Here is a 20837-nt window from a genome sequence, read left to right as displayed (position 1 = left end):
CTGCCGGTTAAAAAACTTCCAGCGCCAGCAACTCTTCAATCGTCTGGCGGCGGCGAATCAATCGCGCTTTACCATTATCAAACAGCACTTCCGGCAGCAGCGGTCGGCTGTTGTAATTTGATGACATGGACGCGCCGTACGCGCCGGTATCGTGCAGAACCAGATAATCCCCCGGCGCGACCGCAGGCAGCGCACGCGTTTCCACGTTACCGCCTTCCTGCTGCGTAAAGACATCGCCAGACTCACACAACGGCCCCGCCACCACGGTGTCCAGCAGCGGCGCATGTTCAAGCGAGCGACCGTCCGCCGCCAGCGCCGTAATATGGTGGTAGCTGCCGTACATTGCCGGGCGCATCAGGTCGTTGAAACCGGCATCCACCAGCACAAAATGACGGCGCCCCATCTCTTTCACGCTGCGTACCTGCGTCACCAGCACGCCGGATTGCGCCACCAGAAAACGTCCCGGCTCAATTTCCAGCTTCACCCGATGCCCCAGATGGCGAGCGATTTGCTCGCGGGCGGCGTTCCACAGTCCGAAGTAATGCTGCGTATCGACCGCCTCTTCTCCCTCGTGATAAGGGATCGACAGCCCGCCTCCCGCCGAAATCGCCTCCAGATCCTGCCCAAAATCGATAACCTGGCGCACCATCGCGCCGCACACCTGCTCCAGATGACCGTAATCAACGCCGGAACCAATATGCATGTGAACCCCGACAAGCTGAAGCCGATGGCGCTGCATCACCGCCAGCGCGGCAGGCAGATCGGTATGCCAGATGCCGTGTTTGCTGTTCTCGCCGCCGGTATTGGTTTTCTGGCTGTGCCCGTGACCAAAACCGGGATTGATACGCAGCCAGACGCGATGACCCGGCGAAACCTGCCCCAGTTGATCCAGCATATCCACCGACCCGGCATTCACCGGAATGCGCAGTTCGCTGACGCGGGCCAGCGTGGCGGCGTCAATAACATCAGCCGTGAAGACGATATCATCAGGATGGTTTTGCGGATCGTATCCCGCCGCCAGCGCGCGCTCAATTTCACCCAGCGAGACGGAATCCACCTTTACGCCCTGCTCACGCATCAGGCGCAAAATATGAATATTCGAGCAGGCCTTTTGCGCAAAGCGCACCACATCAAACTGTTGCAGGGCCGCGATCTGACGGCGAATAATCTGCGCGTCATAGACCCATACCGGGCAGCCGAATTCCGCCGGTAGTCTGAGCAGATTTTCAGCGTTGAGGTCGGTATCAGTGCAATTCAGTGAATGTGGCATAGCAGGCTCCGGGCAAGACATTTTTTATGATTACGCCACAAACTGAAGGGAATAAAAAATATCGTTTTATGGCGAGTCTATGCAAAAATGATATGGATGATATCCACTGAGGGGAAAGCCAACGATGGCAGCCGTGAACCTGCGCCACATTGAAATCTTTCATGCCGTGATGACCGCCGGAAACCTGACCGAAGCGGCGCGCCTGCTGCATACCTCGCAGCCCACCGTCAGCCGGGAACTGGCGCGGTTCGAAAAAGTATTGGGGCTTAAACTGTTTGAGCGCACGCGCGGACGCCTGCACCCGACGGTGCAAGGATTACGGCTATTCGAAGAGGTGCAGCGTTCCTGGTATGGGCTGGATCGCATTGTAAACGCGGCGGAGAGCCTACGTGAATTTCGCCAGGGCGAGCTGTCGATTGTCTGCCTGCCCGTCTTCTCCCAGTCCTTTTTACCCACGCTGCTGCAACCGTTTCTCGCCCGCTATCCTGATGTCAGCCTGAACATCGTGCCGCAGGAGTCGCCGCTGCTGGAAGAGTGGCTTTCCGCTCAACGCCACGACCTCGGCCTGACGGAGACGTTGCATACCCCGGCAGGAACCGAACGCACCGCGTTGTTGACGCTAAATGAAGTGTGCGTGCTGCCGCCCGGCCACCCGCTGGCGACCAAATCCGTGCTGACGCCGGGCGACTTTCAGGGAGAGAATTACATCAGCCTGTCGCGCACCGACAGCTATCGTCAGCTGCTGGATGCGCTGTTTAACGAACACCAGGTTAAACGCCGGATGGTCGTGGAAACCCACAGCGCGGCGTCGGTTTGTGCGATGGTGCGCGCGGGTGCCGGGCTCTCGGTAGTTAACCCGCTCACCGCGCTGGATTATGCCGCCAGCGGAGTGACCGTGCGGCGGTTCAGTGTCGACGTTCCGTTTACCGTCAGTCTGATCCGCCCGCTGCACCGGCCATCATCCGCGCTGGTGGATGCGTTCAGCGAGCACCTGCAAACCAGCCTTCCGCGTCTTGTCGATCCGCTGGAGGCCATTCTGGAGCCGGTTACGAAAGCATAAATTCCACGGCGTCAGCCGCATGGATCGCCGCAGTATCAAACACCGGCAGCGCGCTCTGCGCTTCCGGCACCAGCAACCCAATCTCGGTACAGCCGAAAATCACGCCCTGAGCGCCCTGCGCCGCCAGACGTTCGATCACCTGCAAATAATACTGGCGGGAGCGTTCGCTAAACTCGCCGAGGCACAGTTCGTCAAAGATTATCTGGTTGATCTGCGCGCGGTCGTCAGTTTCCGGCACCAGGGTTTCAATCGCAAATCGCTGCTCCAGACGCCCGCGATAAAAATCCTGCTCCATCGTGTAGCGCGTCCCCAGTAGCGCCACGCGCGTCATGTTTTTGCGCGCAATCGCCCGCCCTGTCGCATCCGCAATATGTAAAAACGGCAGTGAACAGCGCGACTCAATCGTCTCCGCCACTTTATGCATGGTATTAGTACACAGCACTATCGCTTCTGCACCCGCCTGCTGCAAACCCAGTGCGGCCTGCGCCAGAATATCTCCCGTTTTATCCCACTCGCCCTGGCGCTGACACTCTTCAATTTCATGGAAATCAACGCTATGCAGCAACAGGCTGGCGGAATGCAAACCGCCCAGCCGTGTTTTGATTCCTTCATTAATCAAACGGTAATAGGGGATCGTCGATTCCCAACTCATGCCGCCCAGCAGTCCAATCGTTTTCATTACCTTCTCCTTCTCACCTTGATGACAGCAGTGAAGCAAACTTGTGATCAAGTTTCCAGTTCATTTGGTCTGCCATTTTCTTTTTCCCCGGTATGAACTAATTTAGTTGAAACATTGTTTCAATAAATAACAGGATCACCGCATGTTTATTTTTCATAATGAGACGACGCTTGAGGATCTGGGAAATGGCGTTACCCGGCGTATTCTGGCTCACGACGGCAACATGATGGCAGTAGAGGTGAATTTCGAAAAAGGCGCAATCGGGCCGTTGCACAATCATCCTCATGAACAGCTGACTTACGTTTTGTCCGGTGAATTTGAGTTTACTATTGGTGAAGAAAAGCATGTGGTGCGCGCCGGCGACACGCTATATAAACGGCCCAATATCATGCATGGCTGCGTGTGTTTACAACCGGGAACACTGCTGGATACCTTCACGCCAGTACGCGAAGATTTCCTCAACGCGTAAGCCATACGCATCCGGCCTGTACAGGAAACCCTGCGCAGGCCGGATGTTATCGCCTCACCGGGGCGAGGCTTTTACGACATCAGAATTAACGCGCCAGCCAGCCGCCATCTACCGCAACGGTATAGCCGTTAATATAGTCAGATGCGCTGGATGCCAGGAACACCACCGGCCCCATCAGATCGCTAGGCAGTCCCCAACGCCCCGCCGGAATACGGTCGAGGATTTCCGCGCTACGCTGCTCATCAGCACGCAGTTGCTGAGTATTGTTCGTCGCCATGTAACCCGGCGCGATAGCATTCACGTTGATGTTATGTTTCGCCCATTCGTTCGCCATCAGGCGCGTTACGCCCATAACGCCGCTTTTAGACGCGGTGTAAGAAGGAACGCGAATCCCGCCCTGGAAGGAGAGCATAGAGGCGATATTAATAATTTTACCGCCGTTACCCTGGGCGATGAAGTGCTTCGCCGCAGCCTGAGACATAAAGAACACGCTCTTAATGTTCAGGTTCATGACGTCATCCCAGTCTTTTTCACTGAAGTCGATCGCGTCTTCACGGCGGATCAGACCGGCGTTATTCACCAGAATATCGATGTGGCCGAATTCCGCCACCGCACGTTCAAGCAGGGCAGGAATACCGTCAATCTGACGCAAATCCGCCGTCAGACTTAAAAAACGGCGGCCCAGCGCGGTGACGCGTTCAATGGTTTCCGTCGGCTCAACAATGTTGATCCCGACAATATCACAGCCCGCTTCCGCCAGACCCAGCGCCATCCCCTGACCCAGACCGGTATCACAACCTGTGACTACCGCGACCTTACCTTCAAGAGAGAATGCATTCAAAATCATTGTTAATCCTTATTTTCTTAGTGCCTGTCACGGACAGACATGATTGCCGTCCGCGACTAGCGCAGATCTTTTACTGCAACGTGGTCCATATCATCAAAGACCTGGTTTTCACCCACCATCCCCCAGATGAACGTATAGGCCTGGGTGCCGACGCCGGAGTGAATAGACCAGCTTGGGGAGATAACCGCCTGCTCGTTATGCATCACGATATGACGCGTTTCCTGAGGCTGCCCCATCATATGAAAGACGCAGGCGTTCTCTTCCATGTTGAAATAGAAGTACACTTCCATGCGGCGTTCATGGGTATGACAAGGCATGGTGTTCCACAGGTTGCCGGGCGCCAGTTCGGTCAGGCCCATGCTCAGCTGGCAGGTCTCCAGTACGTCCGGCACGAAGTATTTGTTAATGGTGCGGCGGTTACTGGTGAGGTTGTCGCCCAGAGTGACCGGCGCGACATCGGCTGGCGTCACTTTTTTAGTCGGGTAAGTAGTATGCGCCGGCGCACAGTTATAGTAGAACTTCGCCGGATTTGCGCCATCAACGCTGGCGAAAACAACTTCTTTCGCGCCTTTACCGATGTATAAGGCATCGCGGTGGCCGATCTCATAGCACTGACCATCGACAGCGATCGTGCCCGGCCCGCCGATGTTGATCACCCCCAGTTCACGACGCTCCAGGAAGTAGGTAACGCCCAACTGTTTACCAACTTCACCGCCAACGGAAACCGTTTTCGCCACCGGCATGATGCCGCCGACAATAATGCGGTCGATGTGGCTGTAAACCATGGTGTATTCATCAGCAACAAACACTTTCTCGACCAAAAACTCGTTGCGCAGCCCCTGGGTGTCCAGCGTTTTAGCGTGCGCGCTGTGGATGCTCTGTCTTACGTCCACATCAACCTCCAATAATAAACCGACCGTGAATGTCAGAACGGAAGGCGAAACACCGTTCCGTTTTACTTTATGCGGTAATGATATCCCTCCAGAAACGGGTTTTCAATTACAAATAAAACGTTGTTTCATTTTTTCCGCATCTTATTATCAAAAGTGTAATTGCGATCACGTCAGCGCGAGGTTTTCCTTTAGCAGGCACAGGCGGAGATACTTAAAATAAAATTAAAAACAATAAGATAGGTTTATCAGGTGGATATGGGAGCAGCGTGTGCTCCTGAAAAGAAACGCCGGATTGCTGCAACCCGCGGCGTCAGGGAGGGGAAATATCAGCACATATTGCGGCTGGCGCGGTTGGCAGCGCCTGTATGGGGGAAGCGGAAAATGAAAGAGGTTTTAATCTCGTTCGATAGCAAGCGCCACACCTTGCCCACCGCCAATGCAGAGCGTCGCCAGGCCCTTTCGCGCATTGCGTTTAACCATCTCATGCACCAGCGACACCAGAATCCGGCAGCCGGATGCGCCAATGGGATGACCGAGCGCAATCGCTCCGCCGTTAACGTTCACCCGGCGTTCGTCCCACTCCAGCATTTTGCCAACGGATAACGCCTGCGCAGCAAAAGCCTCGTTAGCCTCGATAAGATCCACGTCCGCCAGCTGCCAGCCTACCCGTTCAAGACAACGTCGGGTGGCGTAAACGGGCGCAATGCCCATCAGTGCGGGATCGACGCCGACGCTGGCAAAAGCGCGAATACGCGCCAGTATGGGTAAATCCAGTTCCTGCGCTTTGGCTTCGCTCATCATCATGACGGCAGCCGCGCCATCGTTAATTGACGAGGCATTGCCCGCCGTGACCGAGCCGAGGAGATCAAATGCCGGGTTCAACTGGGCCAATCCTTCCGCGCTGGCATCGGTTCTTGGCTGCTCATCAGTATCGACAACGACAGGCTGGCCGTTACGCTGGGTGACAACCGGGACAATCTCAGCTTTAAAACGCCCGGCATCAATGGCCGCCCGCGCTTTTTGCTGGGAGCTGAGGGCATAGGCGTCCTGCAATTCGCGGCTGATGCCGTATTCCCGCGCCAGATTTTCAGCGGTAACGCCCATGTGGTAATCGTTAAACGCATCCCACAAGCCGTCGTGAACCAGGCTGTCCACCAGTTGGCTGTTACCGAGCTGCGCCCCTGTGCGGCTGTCGGTAAGAACGTGCGGCGCCCGGCTCATGTTCTCCTGCCCGCCGGCAATGACAATATCCGCCTCGCCGCACTGAATTGCCTGCGTAGCCAGGTGCAGCGCTTTCAGGCCGGAGCCGCAGACATCGTTGATGGTGATAGCGGAAACGGTGTTGGGCAGCCCACCTTTGATGGCTGACTGCCGCGCCGGGTTTTGTCCTGCGCCCGCCGTGAGCACCTGACCGAGGATAACTTCATCGATAGCATGTACATCAACGCCGGTACGCTCCATCAACGCTTTTACCACCATGCTGCCCAGTTCAACGGCAGAATGGCGGGACAGCGTTCCCTGGAAGCATCCGATCGGCGTACGTAAAGCCCCAACTATCACAACCTCTTTCATCACCACCTCAGCGCAAAATAACACCGCAATAGTAGAGGATTGTTAAAGATAATTATCCTGCTTGTTTAAAAATGGTGAGTTTTATCACAAAGGAAATTGCAGCTATTTTAATCAGCCGGTATACGCCCCTGCTGTAAATGATCGCGGAGCCAGCTTCCCGCCGCGCCCGGCGGCGACTTCTTGTTCCAGAGAAGATCAATCGAGATCGCCTTCGGCCAGCCGGGCACATCCAGTTGCACCAGCGGTTTTTCAGCCGCGAACTCTTCCACCAGCGCGCAAGGCAATGCGCACCAGCCAAATCCCTGTACCGCCATACTCAGTAATAACAAATAGTTAGGTGCAGACCAGGCCGGGCCGCGCGCCACGCTGGCGCCACTTTCCAGATAGGTATTCAGCCGCAGTTCACGCCAGGTATGCAGCTGATCCCATTGCAGGGTTTTCTGCGCGGCCAGAGGATGCGAGGCCGCCACGTAGAGTCCCATCCAGGTCTGCATGGGCAGACGCGTCACCCCCATCTCGGTAGGGTAATGATTGCGCGCTTCAATCAGCCCGACCTGCGCGCGTCCCTTTTGCAGGAGATCGATGACATCTTCATCTTCGCCGATCAGACATTCAAATTCTGTATGGGGAAACTGGCGGTCGAACTGCACCATTAATTCTTCCAGAACGTCTGGATGCAGGGTGTCGGATAGCACGAATGTCAGACGGGTTTCCGTTTCGCCAGACAGGGATAACGCCACCTCATCCAGACGATCGCTTGCTGACAGAATAGCCTGCACATAGCTGAGCACCCGCTTGCCCTCTTCCGTCAGCACTGGCTGTCGTGAAGAGCGATCAAACAGTGAAAACCCCAGATCGGCTTCCAGGTGGGCAATCGCCGTACTGACGGTGGACTGACTTTTCCGTAACCGGCGCGCCGCAGCGGAAAACGAGCCGCAGGAGACCGTCTCAACAAATGCGATCAATGCTTCGGGAGAGTAGCGCATAAACTATCTACTTTATCGATGGATTCTATCTTTTAGATATCATATTAAACGATAAAATGCCTGACATTCCGTTTTCCCGGAGATGAAAAAAAAGGTTTGATCCTATGCAACATGATTTAGTCCAACGCCGTTCGCTACTCGAACGCATTTTCCATGCGGTCTGCTTCGAAGGCATTGCCACCGCCATTCTGGCCCCGACTACCGCCTGGCTGATGCAGCGCTCAGTGCTGGAAATGGGAGGCTTAACCATTCTGCTGGCAACCACGGCGATGATCTGGAATATCATCTATAACGCGCTGTTTGACCGCTTCTGGCCGTCACACGTAGTGACGCGCACCGCTAAAGTTCGCGCACTGCACGCGCTGGGATTTGAAAGCGGCTTTATCGTCATTGGTGTGAGTATTGTCGCCTGGGCGCTGAACGTCAGCCTGTTGCAGGCCTTCACGCTGGAAATCGGTTTCTTCCTTTTCTTCCTGCCATACACCATGTTCTACAACTGGGCCTATGACACGTTGCGTCTTCGCGTAGTAAGACGCCGCCAGCAGCGCGTTACTGCCTGATAATGCTCTGTTTAGCCGGAACATTCCCCGTTCCGGCGCTTCCTGCCTGCCCTCGCACACCGCTTTAGTTTCCCCAGCCCCATGCCATTTATGGTAAATTGCGCTTCTTTTTGTTTATTTTATAGTTGATACGTTCAAATAATGTCGAAAATTTGGTCAAAAGAAGAAACTCTCTGGAGTTTTGCACTATATGGGACTGCGGTCGGCGCAGGCACCCTTTTCCTCCCCATTCAGTTGGGTTCCGCGGGGGCCATCGTGCTGTTTATTACCGCACTGGTTGCCTGGCCTCTGACTTACTGGCCTCATAAAGCGCTGTGCCAGTTTATCCTCTCTTCGAAAACCTCCGCTGGCGAAGGGATCACCGGTGCGGTAACGCATTACTACGGCAAGAAGATCGGCAGTCTCATCACCTCGCTATACTTTATTGCGTTTTTCGTGGTGGTCCTGATTTACGCCGTGGCGATAACCAACTCCCTGACGGAACAGCTGGCAAAGCAGATGACGGTAGACCTGCGGGTGCGTGTTCTGGTCAGCCTGGGCGTCGTATTGATTCTGAATCTGATTTTCCTGATGGGACGACATGCGACTATCCGCGTGATGGGCTTTTTAGTGTTTCCGCTTATCGCCTATTTCTTATTTCTGTCGCTTTATTTGACCGGAAGCTGGCAGCCCGCGTTATTGACCAGCCAGATGTCTTTCGATCGGCACACACTTCATCAGGTATGGATATCCATTCCGGTGATGGTTTTCGCTTTTAGCCATACGCCCATTATCTCCACGTTTGCTATCGACAGACGTGAAAGATACGGCGAGCAGGCCATGGGTAAATGCAAAAAAATCATGAAGGTGGCTTATCTGATCATTTGCCTGAGCGTGCTGTTTTTCGTTTTCAGCTGTCTGCTCTCCATTCCGCCATCCTATATTGAAGCCGCGAAACATGAAGGCGTGACCATCCTGTCAGCGCTGTCTATGATGCCAGCCGCACCGGCATGGCTCTCCATTTCAGGGATTATTGTCGCCGTTGTCGCGATGTCAAAATCGTTTCTGGGCACCTATTTTGGAGTGATTGAAGGGGCAACAGAGATAGTACGAACGGCGTTACTTCAGACTGGCGTGAAGAAAAGCCGGGCATTTAATCGCGCCCTGTCTATCATGCTGGTCTCGCTGATTACCTTTGTCGTTTGCTGCATTAATCCCAACGCCATTTCGATGATTTATGCGATCAGCGGCCCGCTTATCGCCATGATTTTGTTTATCATGCCGACGCTGTCGACCTATCTGATCCCCGCGCTCAAACCATACCGCTCTCTGGGAAATCTGCTTACCCTGATTGTGGGTCTGCTTTGCGTGTCCGTGATGTTTTTTGGCTAATCTCAATACAAAACGGCTCATCCACCTGAAGAGGGGCGAGCCGTTTTACTCAGTCTTTAATCTATCGGCATAATAGTGAGGGCGACCCGACTGTCGTAAACGTCCAGCCTTCCCGCCAGGGTTGTATCAAAAACGAGAACGTCGCGTCCTTTGATAAATAAATAAGCGGCATGGCCTTGCGTTCATGGCTGCCCTGCAATTCGTCAGACGGATATCGGACCAGATTATGCGTCGTAATAATATAGTTTTGCTGCAACTTCTGGTACGTAAAATAAATAATCCGGCTAATTTTATAAGAATGAGCGTCAGGCGTATTCAACACGCCGGTTAATGTCACGATCCCCTGATGATTATGCATCTGGTAGGTAATATCACCAGCAAAAAGTTCATGATCAATATCCCAGACGGCATAACCACTGCAATCAATTTTCGGATTAATGCTGTGCGCATACCAGAATCCTCCGCCACCCACAATGAAGATCGTGATAATAATAGCCGCTGCCAGTATTTTAATTTTCATCATTTATCGAATAGTAGGTTATACACTTTACGGACGGATTTTCTCTGGCATCCTCCGGGCATATAATCGCCGTGATATTTTTTGCGCTGCTCATTCCTGAGAGAAACACATAGTTATTGTTATCGCAAATCTCGCGATGTTTGTGCATAAAGCGAATATAATTTAGCTCCAGCACATCATTCCCTTTTTGCAGGACGGTACAGGATGAAAAAGTCTCGGAGTCCAGAACCTCATAAGACGACAGCAGCGACTCTGGAGACATATAAAACAGGCTGGCGGCAATGCTTATCATCACCACCAGAAGCGCCAGTCCGCAAAGCGCCGCAGGCAACGAGAGATGGCGCTTTTTTATTGGCGTGTCTCCCTTCGGCTCCATTTGGGGTGCAACAATCTGCGCCGGCGCTTCGGTCGCTGATGCTTTTGCGGTTATCTCATCCGTCTGAATATTCGCTGAAATCATCATACCGCGACGGGCAATGGTTTTTATAAGATCGCGCGGTAACCCAATATAACTTAACGCATTTCTTAGAATGAGAATCGTCTGATAAAAAGTATTCGCCGAGGTAACATGATTCTTCTCTCCCCAACCCGCTGTAATCAGCTGGTTTTGAGAAACCACCGTGTTGTTATGCTGAATAAGATATAAAAGGATAAGGCTTGCAGGACTCTGTAACGTTACGGTCTTCTGCATTGCGCTATTCGATAACGCCCGGTTTCCAGGGTGAAAGTCAACCAGGTTATTAATTGTGTAACATCTGGTGTGTTTTAACAAATCCGACACAGTATTCCTTCTGGCATTCACATGATGAATGCCATGCTACAAAATTCTTATATCGAGATCACTATAAATATTTGATTATGCGATTACTGTCAAACGCCAGCGGTAAAATTACTTATAAATCAAAAACCTTAAGTCAAAAAAGATCATTTGTTCTTAATTAAGACTATTTTTAAAGCATTTTCATGCTCTCCTGATATTATTACGATAAGCTTAAAAAGCACACAAATACATAATTTATTAATTATGAAAAACAATAGCGATTTTACAATTAAGATACAGTAATTAACATTGATGCAACTTTTGTCCATAAATGCCATTTAACAAAATATCTTAAACATTTTTGCAATATAACTATTCCTGGATTTTGCTATAAAAGTCCTGGATGCTAAATTGTTTCTGTCTCTGACGAGACGTCGCTCCAGGAAAATAAGCAGCATGTAAATAGCCACTATTATAAATACATCGCAAGGCTTTAAGAAAAATAGCAATAAGTGATATACATCGATTTTTTACGCACGCTAATCGCCGTCTGGCAAAGTATTGACATATTTAAAAACGGATGAAATTATGAAATTATCTACGGATAGGGAGGTTCCTGTATGGAGCTGGATGTTAAATTAAAAAACCTTACGTGCAGTAGTTGTTCTTTACATTGTAAAATAATGCCAGAAAAATCACCTCGTTTACAATATTGTGCTAACGCATGTTTTTGTATGTGGCCGGAAGAAAGTATCTACTTTAACAGAGGTGTTATTGAGGGCATTTTAAATAATAATCATAATGCCCGATTAAATGGTTATATTTTTGTCGATTTTTCTATCAGCTTTTTGCGGCTGTTTCTCGACAAACAGTGGATTGATTATCTCGCCAGCACACGTATGGGTATTGTACTGGTGAGCGATCGGAACATGCAGTCGTTAGCCAACTACTGGCGTAAACATCATCCGGCGGTTTCTGTCGTCATTTATCACGATGATGGACTGGCGGTTGCAAATGAAAAAATCAGACAAGTATTTATTGGGCGACATCTGTCTTTTACAAAAGGGAATACCCTGACCCAGACGGAGTTCATCATTATGGGTAACATGGTTGCAGGGAAAAATCCGCATCAAATCGCCGAGTTACTGAGTATGGATATCCGCAGCGTCTATGCTTATAAACAGAGGATCGAGAAAAGAATGGGCGGGAAGATAAACACGCTGTTTATTCATTCGCATCCACTCTCCAATGAAAAAGCCGCATTCCCAATGATCACAAAGGAATGCAAAGGCTCGCTTATTCATCTGCAAAGACGGCGTTAGCATTGAAGACAACAGTCGGGCACCGGTCCCGGCTATTTTATATAGGAATCCAGCACCTTCAGGATCACCTCCAGATCGTCTTCGCGCTTCACTTCATCGCTCTGATGAACAATGTGTTCGGTCAGATGCCCTTTGATCACCTCACGCATTAATCCGTTCACCGCGCCACGTATCGCCGCGATTTGCTGCAATACCGCGGCACATTCGTGAGGCTCATCCAGCATTTTTTTCAGTGCGACAACCTGCCCCTGGATTTTACTGGCGCGAGCTTTAAGTTTTTGTTTATCCCGGATCGTATGTGACATAACAACGCCTTATTAACATAAATCATTATGGATTATAGCATTGTGACGCTACTGGGGGGTAGTATTTGGTACTGGGGGGGAGTAGAATGCGGGGAAATAAGACAACTAAGAATCATTCTCATGGGCGAATTTTCAACATTACTTCAGCAAGGAAACGCCTGGTTCTTCATTCCCAGCGCCATTCTGTTGGGCGTATTACATGGGCTGGAACCCGGGCACTCCAAAACGATGATGGCGGCGTTTATCATCGCCATCAAAGGGACGATTAAGCAGGCTGTGATGCTGGGGCTGGCAGCCACGCTTTCACATACCGCCGTTGTGTGGCTTATCGCCCTGGGCGGCATGTACATCAGCAGAGCGTTTACCGCAGAATCCGTGGAACCCTGGCTACAGCTGGTCTCCGCCATCATTATTCTGAGCACGGCGTTCTGGATGTTCTGGCGTACCTGGAAAGGGGAGCGGGACGGGTTGGCTAACAGGCCTCCTGCCCACACTCACCACCATCACGACCATGAGCACCACCATCACGACCACGACCATCACCACGACCACCAGCATGTTCATATTTCCCTGAAGGGGCTAACGGACGGATCGCACGCCTGGCAGGATGCCCATGAACGGGCACATGCAACCGATATTCAGCGCCGCTTTCACGACCGGGAAGTGACAAACGGACAGATTTTACTGTTTGGCCTGACGGGCGGCCTGATCCCTTGCCCGGCAGCCATCACCGTATTGCTGATCTGCATCCAGCTTAAAGCCTTCACGCTGGGAGCCACGATGGTACTGTGCTTCAGCATTGGTCTGGCGTTAACGCTGGTAGCCGTTGGCGTAGGCGCAGCCATCAGCGTGCAACAGGCCGCAAAACGCTGGAGCGGATTTAATACCCTGGCGAGAAAAGCCCCCTATTTCTCCAGCATACTGATCGGTCTGGTGGGGCTTTATATGGGAATGCATGGTTATCTGGGCATTATCCACTAATTGTTCCCCGCCTTTTTCCACAAACGTGCAGCGACCCAAGTGCTGCACGTCCGTTCATATCAATTTTTCGCAAGCCATGAGCAGACCGTAGACGGGCGGTAAGCCGCTCTGATGAGTGAAGCGCATTAACGAATCTTTCCAGAAAGTCGCCTGGCCGTATAATTCGATGCTATTACCCAACGCGTATTGCAGTTCCGCGCTTTTGCGACAAGCGCGCAGGCATTGCGGATTTATTGCGGAAAAATTGTTCTCTCCCACGCTCAACATCAGCATAACTCCGCACAGAAAACACGCTTCATGCGAACAAAACGCACTATATCAACTGGCAACTTAAATACGATTGCATCAATTGTTGATCTTAATCAAATAGGGTTTATTGGAAACTAAGCCTTTTAAGCTCCAAAAGATCCAACAAAATAAAATAAAATTCCTAAAGTAAAGAGTACGCACCTAATAGTCAGCAACAGAAACAGTATAGCGATGCTGATGATTATTATAAAACCGGTATCTATTTACATCACACATTCAATTAATTAACACACCGACATGGAACGACTTTACGGCTAAATCATTAATACCAATAAAGCGAATATCTAATTATCTTAATATCGACGCAACCGATCTATTTCCAGTTTTTAATAGCCACCACCTATTACAAAAGATTTATTCGGATGTTTTAAACGATTTTCATATTTAAGATTACTGTCGTTAAAATTCCGGCATAAGAAAAAAGATATATTTTCAGATGGGCTATTTGTCGCCTGGGACGCATTGTTGAATAAAAACGGAGAAGGCGCGTGCAGCAGCACATTTTTCTATTTCAACGCCTCAACACCAGGATTAATACCAATATTTTCGCCAACACTGACTTAATACAGCAACATTCCAGCACAGTGCCATTTTTATGAATGTCCCTGAGCATTGGGAACACCCTGAATTCTCAGGGTAAATCAACACGACTGAATGAAAATGGAGTTTAGTTATGAAACTGAATCGTGCCCTAATTCCGGCGCTGGTGATCTCCGCGATCTATTCTGCGGGCGCGCTGGCTTCTGATAATACCATTACATTTATGGGAGAAGTTTCTGATGAAACCTGTTCCGTATCGGTAAATGGTTCTGAGGCCTCACCTGTCGTCTTACTGCCTACCGTCACGGTAAACACCTTGAACACCAATCAGGTTGCAGGACAAACGACCTTCGACATCGGCGTTAGCGGATGCACCGGCTCAGCCTCCGGGATCAATATTTCGACCGTCTTCGTCGGAAATAACATCAGCGCCACGACCGGAAACCTGGCCAGCAATGGCTCGGCGAACGATGTTGAAATTCAGATCCTCGACACCAGCGATACAGAGATCGATTTTCGCAACGCGTTTAATGGCGGCGGAGATTTAGCGCTGGCGGCAAATGAGACATCAGCCACGGCAACCTACAAGGCCCAATATTACTCAGGGGGCGCAGCAACCACCGGTACGGTGCAGGCCTCCATGCAATACGCGGTTTCTTACCAGTAATTTAACCCAGGCGGGAATTTCGTCCCGCCCTCTTTCGACCAGGGAGTAATAAATGAACCCCATTCGCGACGCCCTGTATTCTCTCGCGGGGTTTCTGTTTATCTTTTTTACACTCTGGAGTGAACACGTCGCCGCCAGTATTACCATGACCGGGACGCGAATTATTTATAATGGTTCAGCCAACTCTGTCGATGTTCATTTAAAGAATAAAGATTCCTTCCCTTACGTGGTCTCAACCTGGTTCGATAATGGCAATATGGCAGACGGGCCGGAGAAATCAGCTCAACTTCCCTTTATCGCCACGCCGCCGGTATTTCGTATTCAACCCGGCGAAGGGCAAATTATTCGGATTGTTTTTACGGCGGCTCAGTCCCTGCCACAAGACAGGGAATCTCTGTTCTATTTTAATTTTATGCAGGTTCCACCCGCGAATGTGGGCCAACGTAGCCCGGTTCAGGGCAATCAAAACAGCCTGCTGATCATGCTACGCAACCGGGTGAAGTTATTTTATCGTCCGGCTGAATTAAACGGTAATCCACAAAAAATGCTGGCGAACCTTCAGGTCACGCGGACGGGTCAAACCGGCATCACCATTAAAAATAATCAGCCTTATTACATCACCATCGCCGGGCTACAGTTGATCAATGCCTCAGAAACCCGCGCCCAAAAAGCAGGCATGATTGCCCCTTTCAGCAGTGAACGTTATGTCTTTACCGACGCCCGATCGACTGCAAATCAGCGTGTTCGCATCACGTTGATTAACGATCAGGGAGCCAGAATCAGTGAAGATTTTCCTCTTTAATCGCCCGGCGGGTTTCGGCCTGATGGTATGCGTTACGGCATTTTCCGCTGCGGCCAGGGCTGATTACTATTTTGATCCCGCGCTGCTCCAGGGGTCCGCATACGGTCATGGTCTGGATCTCCAGCGCTTTAATCATACCCAAGACAGCGTGCCTGCTGGTGAATACGTGCTGGATGTTTATCTTAATAACCAGTTGATTCGCCAGCAGGAAAAGATCGAACTTATCGCATCCGCCACGCCGGATAGCGCCGTCGAACCCTGTCTGCCGTTTGAGATGGTTCGCGCCAGCGCGATTCGCACGCGCTCCTCTGCGGCGTCTTCAACGCCGCACTGTCTGCGCATCAGCGAGACCGGGCAAAAAATCAGTTGGCAAGTGGATATGGCGAAGCTGCGCCTGAATATGACGATTCCTCAGGCCGGGCTTTACCACGCTCCCCGGGGGTATATTCCCGTTTCCGAATGGGACGCCGGAGAGACCGCGCTGTTTTTGCGCCACAATACCAATTTTTATCATACGGAAAATACAGACTCACACCTGCGCTACGACTACCTGTGGAGCAATATCAATGGCGGTTTCAACATCGGGCTGTGGCAATTTCGCCATCAGGGGAACCTCCGCTATGCCGATGACAACCAGACGGGTAGCCACTACAAATACAATGCGGTAGCGACTGCGATTCAGCGCCCTCTACCTCAGTTTGAGAGCGTGATAGCGTTTGGGGACAATTACACCAACAGCAGCCTGTTCGGCAGCCTCTCATTCAACGGCATAAAACTGAACACCGATCAACGGATGTGGCCGCAGGGCAAACGCGGTTATGCGCCGGAAGTGCGCGGCGTGGCGACCACAACCGCCCGCGTGGTGGTACGCCAGCAGGGTAAAGTGATTTACGAAACCACCGTCGCGCCCGGCGCTTTTGTTATTAACGATCTCTACAATACCCGTGGCCAGGGCGATCTGGCCGTCGATGTCATCGAAGCGAACGGGCAAATCTCAAGTTTTACCGTTCCCTACTCGGCGGTTCCTGATTCCGTTCGACCGGGAAACTGGAACTATGAGCTGGCAATGGGCTACGTTCGCCACTACTACAGCGTGGAGAATAAATTTGTCGAAGGCGTTTTGCAGCGCGGGATGAGCAACACGCTAACCGCCAATTTGGGTTCACGGCTGGCCGATGATTATCAGGCGTTTCTGCTGGGCGGGGTGATGGCAACATCCGTCGGAGCATTCGGCCTCAATACCGTTTACTCAAACGCCAGAGTCGAAAACGACGATAACGAGCAGGGCTGGCGCATTGAGGCCAGCTACAGCAAAACGTTTACCACCGGCACAAATCTGGTGCTGGCGGCCTACCGTTACTCCACCAGCGGTTATCGTGATTTGCAGGATGTGCTGGGCGTGCGCCGTCAGCAGAAAAACAGCGTGGCGTATTATTCGGATACGCTGCACCAGCGTAATAACTTTTCCGCCACGCTCAGCCAGCCGATGGGCGACTGGGGCATGGTTAGCTTCACCGGCAGTACGTCAGATTACTACAGCGACGCGTCGCGCATCACCCAACTCCAGTTTGGCTACAGCAACAGCTGGCGCAACATCACCTTTAATCTTAGCGCCGCCAGACAGCGCAGCAGTTATGCCAGCCGCTACGACACCAGCGTAAACGACCAGGATTTTGACCGCGAAAACCAGCGTAAATACACCGAAAACACGCTTTCACTGGGGATCTCCATCCCCTTCGATGTTGGCGCCAGCCGCACGCAGCTAAATCTGGATATGAATCGCAGCCGCGACGTTCGCACCGCCACGGTGGGGATAAGCGGCGCCACGGGCGAGAACAGCGCCACATCCTGGGCCGTTTATAGCGGCCTGGAGCGAGATAAGCACGACGGCAGCAGCGCAACCTGGGGCGGCAACGTGGAGCAACGAACCGCCGTCGGCGCGTTTCGCGGCTTTGCCTCCCGCGGCAGCGATTACCAGCAATATGGTCTGGGGATGTCCGGCACGCTGGTTGCGCACCGCGGCGGGATCACCGCTGGCCCCTACACCAGCGATACGTTCGCGCTTATCGAAGCGCCAGGCGCACGCGGCGCGGCGGTACGTAACGGGCAAGGCGCAACGGTCGATTATTTCGGCTATGCCCTGCTCCCTTCCATGACCCCCTATCGCTATAACACCGTAAGCCTGGACAGCGGAAACATGAATGCCGAAGTTGAGCTACAGAGCGGCAGCAAGCGCATCGTGCCCTACGCCGGCGCGATTTCCCGCGTTAAATTCACGACCACCAGCGGTAAAGCGGCGCTCATCAACACAACGCTTCCCGATGGCGACCAGCCGCCGATGGGTGCTGACGTGACGGACGGCCACGGCGAATCCGTGGGAATGGTCGGCCAGGGCGGGCAAATTTACGCCCGACTGGCGGAACAATCCGGCGTGCTGTTCGTACAGTGGGGGCAAAAATCCACGCAGCGGTGCCAGGTCTGGTATCAACTACCGGCTAAAACGCATGCGCCGCTGTATCAGCTCACACTACCTTGTCGTCAGGAATAACATATGAAAATCAGACAGCTCTTTTACGGCCTGTTATTCAGCGGCATGGTTGCGCATCCTGCCTTGTCCGCCTGCATCAAGGTCACGTCAGCCAGCCCCCTTTCTCAGGCGGCGAAAGACGCAGGCTATGTGGGCGCCAGTTGGGGCGGCGTGGGGGACGGCGATGTAAAAGGGAAACTGGGCTTGCCCGGCGTCATTACCTTAAGCAACGGGGCGGGATTTCAGAGCGAAGGCACGTTGCTGGGCAGCGCCGCTGCCAGTTTCGTCCCCAATGGACGAACGCAGGGCGTCACGGCCAATCAGATTATGTTTCGCTGTACCGTTTCCGAAATCGGCCAGGTATATGAATACTACGCCACCAACGGCGACGATTACTGGGGAGGCATGGTCGACGTACCGGGAATCGACGGCGCTTACTACACCTACGTTAAAAACGTGGCGGTCAGGCTGACCAATCTAAAAACCGGAGAATATTACTCCCGTTACTGGAAAGCGCGCGCAATCCCGGAAAGTGAAATGTTCAATGACGGCACCTATATCTACATTCCTGCCAGCGCCTTTAGCGACGTATTTGTTGAACTGTTTCGGGTTGATGACAGCGCCAGAGGCGTTGATGGTTCCAACCGTTATACCTATCCCTACGCGGGACCGGCAGGCTATATCGCTTTCCACGGCGGCGGCATGAGTTCAGGGCTTTTCGAGGGCGCTGACAGCCGAACCAACTATAGCGGCTGGGGCGCGGCGCAGTGGCCCGGCGGCTGGACGTTAACCAGCCAGACCGTGTTCGTGCGCGGCGCCGCCTGCCGGGTCAACGACTACCCCGCCATTGTCAGGTTACCGCCTACCAGCGTTGGCGAACTCATCAGCGGCGGCAGCAGTCAGGCTCCTTTTAGCATTAGCGTCGAATGCGAAACCGGGGCGTTGTCCGGCACGACGGCGTCCACCAGCTTAAGAGCATATGTAGCGATGGGATTCCTGGTCAGCAATCCCACCGCAGCCAATGCGGCCTCTCAGTTGGGCCTCAAGACCGGTTCCGGCGCCTATACATGGCTACTCGACAATCATTATGGCGTAAACGGCGTTGCATCAGGCGTCGGCATTCGCCTCTACAGCGACAAGCAAAATGGCAATGCGCTGAATCTTCTGCCCAACCAAATAGCCACAGCCACGGGCAACGCGGGCGGCTGGTACGGCTATCAGGATCTGACCACGCAAACCGCCAGCGGCTCAACCAGCCTCTACAGCGGCGACTTTACCGCCTCTCTGGAAGCGATTCCGGGGGAAAACGTAACAGCAGGAACGGTCTATGCACAGCTCCAGGTGGTGGTCAGTTTTCAGTAACTGGCCCACATACACGCTTCTTATCGTCTGGACAGGATGGACGGCGCCCCCCGCACGGGCCGTGGTCAATACGGAAGTGACTCGCGTTATTTTTAACGCCGGAGAGAGCCATTATTCGCTGGCGCTGGCAAATTCAGCGCAGCACCCTGCCCTGGTTCAAATCTGGACGGATGAAGGCGATCCGCTGAGTCAGCCTGCTGAGACCATCACGCCCATCGTCGCGATACCGCCCGTATTCAAAATGCAGCCGACGGAAATTCGGACGGTAAAGTTACAGCTCGCAGAGAAACCTGGGTTAGCGCGCGAGCGGGAGTCGCTTTACTGGCTGAATATCTACCAGATCCCGCCGATGACCGATCAGGATGCGAAAACGCGGCAAAAACTCGTTATGCCGCTGCGCATCCGCATGAAAGTGTTTATTCGTCCACAGGGCGTTGGGCCATTGAGAGAGCAGGATGGCGAACGGCTGACCTTCACATTCCAGCCGCAGGAGGCGCAGCTTTATGTCAATAACCCGACGCCGTGGTACATCACGCTGGCAGCGCTGGCGTGCGACAACACCAGCGCAACGCCGCTGATGATCGCTCCGCTGTCTTCACAACCGCTAGCATTATCCGGGAAGGCAGGACATTGTCGTACCGTCAGATACGAGCTTATCAACGACCACGGTAATCGCTGGGTTTATGAGAAACCGATAATAAACAGCGAAACGCCGGAAAATACCGTGGGCAGAAACCCACGGCGATGACCGGTAAAACGCATCAGGCGCGGATATCGTCATACTCGCGCGTTTTATCAAACTCATGTTTGGCGAAAGGACAAAGTGGAATAACCTTGCGGTTCTCCTGGCGCATCTTTTCAACCACCTTCGCGACAAGCTGTTTACCGACGCCCTGCCCCTTCAGGCTGGGATCGACATCCGTATGCTCAATAATGCTCAGATGTTCGCCCGTCGGTACAAATACGATTTCGGCGACCTGATTACCCGCAGCATCATTCACATAAAATTTGTTGTGGCCTTCGAGTATCTCCATC

Annotated in this window: 21 protein-coding genes; 11 read left to right on the top strand and 10 right to left on the bottom strand. The window is 52.5% G+C overall.

The features are described 5' to 3' along the window. Positions 1-7: 7 nt before the first annotated feature. Positions 8-1270 (bottom strand): diaminopimelate decarboxylase, encoded by a 1263-nt coding sequence (gene lysA, locus OGX93_RS16175; protein ID WP_012134958.1) that lies wholly within the window; start codon positions 1268-1270, stop codon positions 8-10. Between the two features lie 124 nt (positions 1271-1394). Between lysA and OGX93_RS16170 the strand changes: the two genes are divergently transcribed. Continuing rightward, a complete protein-coding gene (locus OGX93_RS16170) occupies positions 1395-2330 on the top strand; it encodes a LysR family transcriptional regulator (protein WP_012134960.1) in 936 nt (311 codons plus the stop codon). Here the strand turns inward: OGX93_RS16170 and OGX93_RS16165 are convergent. Then, positions 2317-3009 (bottom strand): aspartate/glutamate racemase, encoded by a 693-nt coding sequence (locus tag OGX93_RS16165; protein ID WP_047461496.1) that lies wholly within the window; start codon positions 3007-3009, stop codon positions 2317-2319. The two genes, OGX93_RS16170 and OGX93_RS16165, sit on opposite strands and share 14 nt — an antisense overlap. 142 nt (positions 3010-3151) lie before the next feature. On the opposite strand from OGX93_RS16165, the gene OGX93_RS16160 reads away from it, so the two are divergent. Continuing rightward, positions 3152-3478 carry a cupin domain-containing protein gene (locus OGX93_RS16160; protein ID WP_012134962.1) on the top strand — a complete coding sequence of 109 codons (327 nt, stop codon included), beginning with the start codon at positions 3152-3154 and terminating at the stop codon, positions 3476-3478. Positions 3479-3563: 85 nt separating this feature from the next. Here the strand turns inward: OGX93_RS16160 and kduD are convergent, their stop codons facing one another. The 4 genes from kduD to OGX93_RS16140 all read right to left on the bottom strand — a co-directional run bounded on the left by kduD (position 3564) and on the right by OGX93_RS16140 (position 7776). After that, on the bottom strand, positions 3564-4325 hold the full coding sequence (gene kduD, locus OGX93_RS16155; RefSeq protein ID WP_005123393.1) for a 2-dehydro-3-deoxy-D-gluconate 5-dehydrogenase KduD: 762 nt from the start codon (positions 4323-4325) through the stop codon (positions 3564-3566). A 56-nt stretch (positions 4326-4381) separates the two neighbouring features. Further along, on the bottom strand, positions 4382-5218 hold the full coding sequence (gene kduI, locus OGX93_RS16150) for a 5-dehydro-4-deoxy-D-glucuronate isomerase (RefSeq protein ID WP_286449002.1): 837 nt from the start codon (positions 5216-5218) through the stop codon (positions 4382-4384). 393 nt (positions 5219-5611) lie between these two features. Then, a complete protein-coding gene (locus OGX93_RS16145) occupies positions 5612-6790 on the bottom strand; it encodes an acetyl-CoA C-acetyltransferase (RefSeq protein WP_060815925.1) in 1179 nt (392 codons plus the stop codon). A 107-nt stretch (positions 6791-6897) separates the two neighbouring features. Then, positions 6898-7776 (bottom strand): LysR family transcriptional regulator, encoded by an 879-nt coding sequence (locus OGX93_RS16140; protein WP_047461486.1) that lies wholly within the window; start codon positions 7774-7776, stop codon positions 6898-6900. A gap of 104 nt (positions 7777-7880) precedes the next feature. Between OGX93_RS16140 and OGX93_RS16135 the strand changes: the two genes are divergently transcribed. Both OGX93_RS16135 and OGX93_RS16130 read left to right on the top strand, forming a co-directional pair. Continuing rightward, positions 7881-8336 (top strand): multidrug/biocide efflux PACE transporter, encoded by a 456-nt coding sequence (locus tag OGX93_RS16135; RefSeq protein WP_024130912.1) that lies wholly within the window; start codon positions 7881-7883, stop codon positions 8334-8336. A gap of 141 nt (positions 8337-8477) precedes the next feature. Further along, complete coding sequence (locus OGX93_RS16130) at positions 8478-9707, top strand: amino acid permease (RefSeq protein WP_047461483.1); 1230 nt, start codon at positions 8478-8480, stop codon at positions 9705-9707. A gap of 61 nt (positions 9708-9768) precedes the next feature. On the opposite strand, the gene OGX93_RS16125 is transcribed toward OGX93_RS16130, so the two are convergent. Together OGX93_RS16125 and OGX93_RS16120 are read right to left on the bottom strand one after the other, a co-directional pair. Continuing rightward, complete coding sequence (locus tag OGX93_RS16125; protein WP_071257892.1) at positions 9769-10230, bottom strand: YqeJ family protein; 462 nt, start codon at positions 10228-10230, stop codon at positions 9769-9771. After that, positions 10217-10918, bottom strand: coding sequence for a winged helix-turn-helix domain-containing protein (locus OGX93_RS16120; protein ID WP_071257891.1), 702 nt, complete (start codon positions 10916-10918; stop codon positions 10217-10219). The genes OGX93_RS16125 and OGX93_RS16120 overlap by 14 nt, the downstream gene beginning before the upstream one ends. Before the next feature lie 689 nt (positions 10919-11607). Here OGX93_RS16120 and OGX93_RS16115 point away from each other — a divergent pair. Continuing rightward, entirely contained in the window at positions 11608-12309 is a 702-nt protein-coding gene (locus OGX93_RS16115; RefSeq protein ID WP_024130913.1) for a helix-turn-helix transcriptional regulator, read from the top strand. A 32-nt stretch (positions 12310-12341) separates the two neighbouring features. On the opposite strand, the gene rcnR is transcribed toward OGX93_RS16115, so the two are convergent. Continuing rightward, positions 12342-12614 (bottom strand): Ni(II)/Co(II)-binding transcriptional repressor RcnR, encoded by a 273-nt coding sequence (gene rcnR / locus OGX93_RS16110; RefSeq protein WP_012134972.1) that lies wholly within the window; start codon positions 12612-12614, stop codon positions 12342-12344. Between the two features lie 120 nt (positions 12615-12734). Between rcnR and OGX93_RS16105 the strand changes: the two genes are divergently transcribed. From OGX93_RS16105 to OGX93_RS16080, 6 genes are all read left to right on the top strand, one after another. Further along, a complete protein-coding gene (locus OGX93_RS16105) occupies positions 12735-13595 on the top strand; it encodes a nickel/cobalt efflux protein RcnA (RefSeq protein WP_200028791.1) in 861 nt (286 codons plus the stop codon). 982 nt (positions 13596-14577) lie between these two features. Continuing rightward, positions 14578-15111, top strand: coding sequence for a fimbrial protein (locus OGX93_RS16100; RefSeq protein ID WP_115608890.1), 534 nt, complete (start codon positions 14578-14580; stop codon positions 15109-15111). A gap of 52 nt (positions 15112-15163) precedes the next feature. Then, positions 15164-15913 carry a fimbria/pilus periplasmic chaperone gene (locus OGX93_RS16095; protein ID WP_286449004.1) on the top strand — a complete coding sequence of 250 codons (750 nt, stop codon included), beginning with the start codon at positions 15164-15166 and terminating at the stop codon, positions 15911-15913. Then, on the top strand, positions 15894-18461 hold the full coding sequence (locus OGX93_RS16090; protein ID WP_286449006.1) for a fimbrial outer membrane usher protein: 2568 nt from the start codon (positions 15894-15896) through the stop codon (positions 18459-18461). The genes OGX93_RS16095 and OGX93_RS16090 overlap by 20 nt, the downstream gene beginning before the upstream one ends. 3 nt (positions 18462-18464) lie before the next feature. Beyond that, positions 18465-19802 (top strand): fimbrial usher protein StbD, encoded by a 1338-nt coding sequence (gene stbD, locus OGX93_RS16085; RefSeq protein WP_286449008.1) that lies wholly within the window; start codon positions 18465-18467, stop codon positions 19800-19802. Then, complete coding sequence (locus OGX93_RS16080) at positions 19768-20550, top strand: fimbria/pilus periplasmic chaperone (protein ID WP_286449010.1); 783 nt, start codon at positions 19768-19770, stop codon at positions 20548-20550. The genes stbD and OGX93_RS16080 overlap by 35 nt, the downstream gene beginning before the upstream one ends. Positions 20551-20563: 13 nt before the next feature. On the opposite strand, the gene OGX93_RS16075 is transcribed toward OGX93_RS16080, so the two are convergent. Beyond that, positions 20564-20836: a GNAT family N-acetyltransferase gene (locus tag OGX93_RS16075; RefSeq protein WP_047463941.1), complete on the bottom strand. Its 273-nt coding sequence runs from the start codon at positions 20834-20836 to the stop codon at positions 20564-20566. Position 20837: the final 1 nt, after the last annotated feature.

Origin of the sequence: Citrobacter sp. CK195, assembly GCF_030333365.1 — a bacterium.
In the GTDB taxonomy this organism is placed as follows: Bacteria; Pseudomonadota; Gammaproteobacteria; order Enterobacterales; family Enterobacteriaceae; genus Citrobacter_B; species Citrobacter_B koseri.
Note: the sequence above shows the minus strand (reverse complement) of the source record. Positions and strands in the feature narration are given on the sequence as shown.

Excerpts from the sequence above, each read along its gene's own strand:
- lysA (WP_012134958.1), bottom strand. The coding sequence starts at position 1,270 with ATGCCACATTCACTGAATTGCACTGATACCGACCTCAACGCTGAAAAT.
- OGX93_RS16170 (WP_012134960.1), top strand. The coding sequence starts at position 1,395 with ATGGCAGCCGTGAACCTGCGCCACATTGAAATCTTTCATGCCGTGATG.
- OGX93_RS16165 (WP_047461496.1), bottom strand. The coding sequence starts at position 3,009 with ATGAAAACGATTGGACTGCTGGGCGGCATGAGTTGGGAATCGACGATC.
- OGX93_RS16160 (WP_012134962.1), top strand. The coding sequence starts at position 3,152 with ATGTTTATTTTTCATAATGAGACGACGCTTGAGGATCTGGGAAATGGC.
- kduD (WP_005123393.1), bottom strand. The coding sequence starts at position 4,325 with ATGATTTTGAATGCATTCTCTCTTGAAGGTAAGGTCGCGGTAGTCACA.
- OGX93_RS16145 (WP_060815925.1), bottom strand. The coding sequence starts at position 6,790 with ATGAAAGAGGTTGTGATAGTTGGGGCTTTACGTACGCCGATCGGATGC.
- OGX93_RS16140 (WP_047461486.1), bottom strand. The coding sequence starts at position 7,776 with ATGCGCTACTCTCCCGAAGCATTGATCGCATTTGTTGAGACGGTCTCC.
- OGX93_RS16135 (WP_024130912.1), top strand. The coding sequence starts at position 7,881 with ATGCAACATGATTTAGTCCAACGCCGTTCGCTACTCGAACGCATTTTC.
- OGX93_RS16130 (WP_047461483.1), top strand. The coding sequence starts at position 8,478 with ATGTCGAAAATTTGGTCAAAAGAAGAAACTCTCTGGAGTTTTGCACTA.
- OGX93_RS16125 (WP_071257892.1), bottom strand. The coding sequence starts at position 10,230 with ATGATGAAAATTAAAATACTGGCAGCGGCTATTATTATCACGATCTTC.
- OGX93_RS16120 (WP_071257891.1), bottom strand. The coding sequence starts at position 10,918 with ATGCAGAAGACCGTAACGTTACAGAGTCCTGCAAGCCTTATCCTTTTA.
- OGX93_RS16115 (WP_024130913.1), top strand. The coding sequence starts at position 11,608 with ATGGAGCTGGATGTTAAATTAAAAAACCTTACGTGCAGTAGTTGTTCT.
- rcnR (WP_012134972.1), bottom strand. The coding sequence starts at position 12,614 with ATGTCACATACGATCCGGGATAAACAAAAACTTAAAGCTCGCGCCAGT.
- OGX93_RS16105 (WP_200028791.1), top strand. The coding sequence starts at position 12,735 with ATGGGCGAATTTTCAACATTACTTCAGCAAGGAAACGCCTGGTTCTTC.
- OGX93_RS16100 (WP_115608890.1), top strand. The coding sequence starts at position 14,578 with ATGAAACTGAATCGTGCCCTAATTCCGGCGCTGGTGATCTCCGCGATC.
- OGX93_RS16095 (WP_286449004.1), top strand. The coding sequence starts at position 15,164 with ATGAACCCCATTCGCGACGCCCTGTATTCTCTCGCGGGGTTTCTGTTT.
- stbD (WP_286449008.1), top strand. The coding sequence starts at position 18,465 with ATGAAAATCAGACAGCTCTTTTACGGCCTGTTATTCAGCGGCATGGTT.
- OGX93_RS16080 (WP_286449010.1), top strand. The coding sequence starts at position 19,768 with ATGCACAGCTCCAGGTGGTGGTCAGTTTTCAGTAACTGGCCCACATAC.
- OGX93_RS16075 (WP_047463941.1), bottom strand. The coding sequence starts at position 20,836 with ATGGAGATACTCGAAGGCCACAACAAATTTTATGTGAATGATGCTGCG.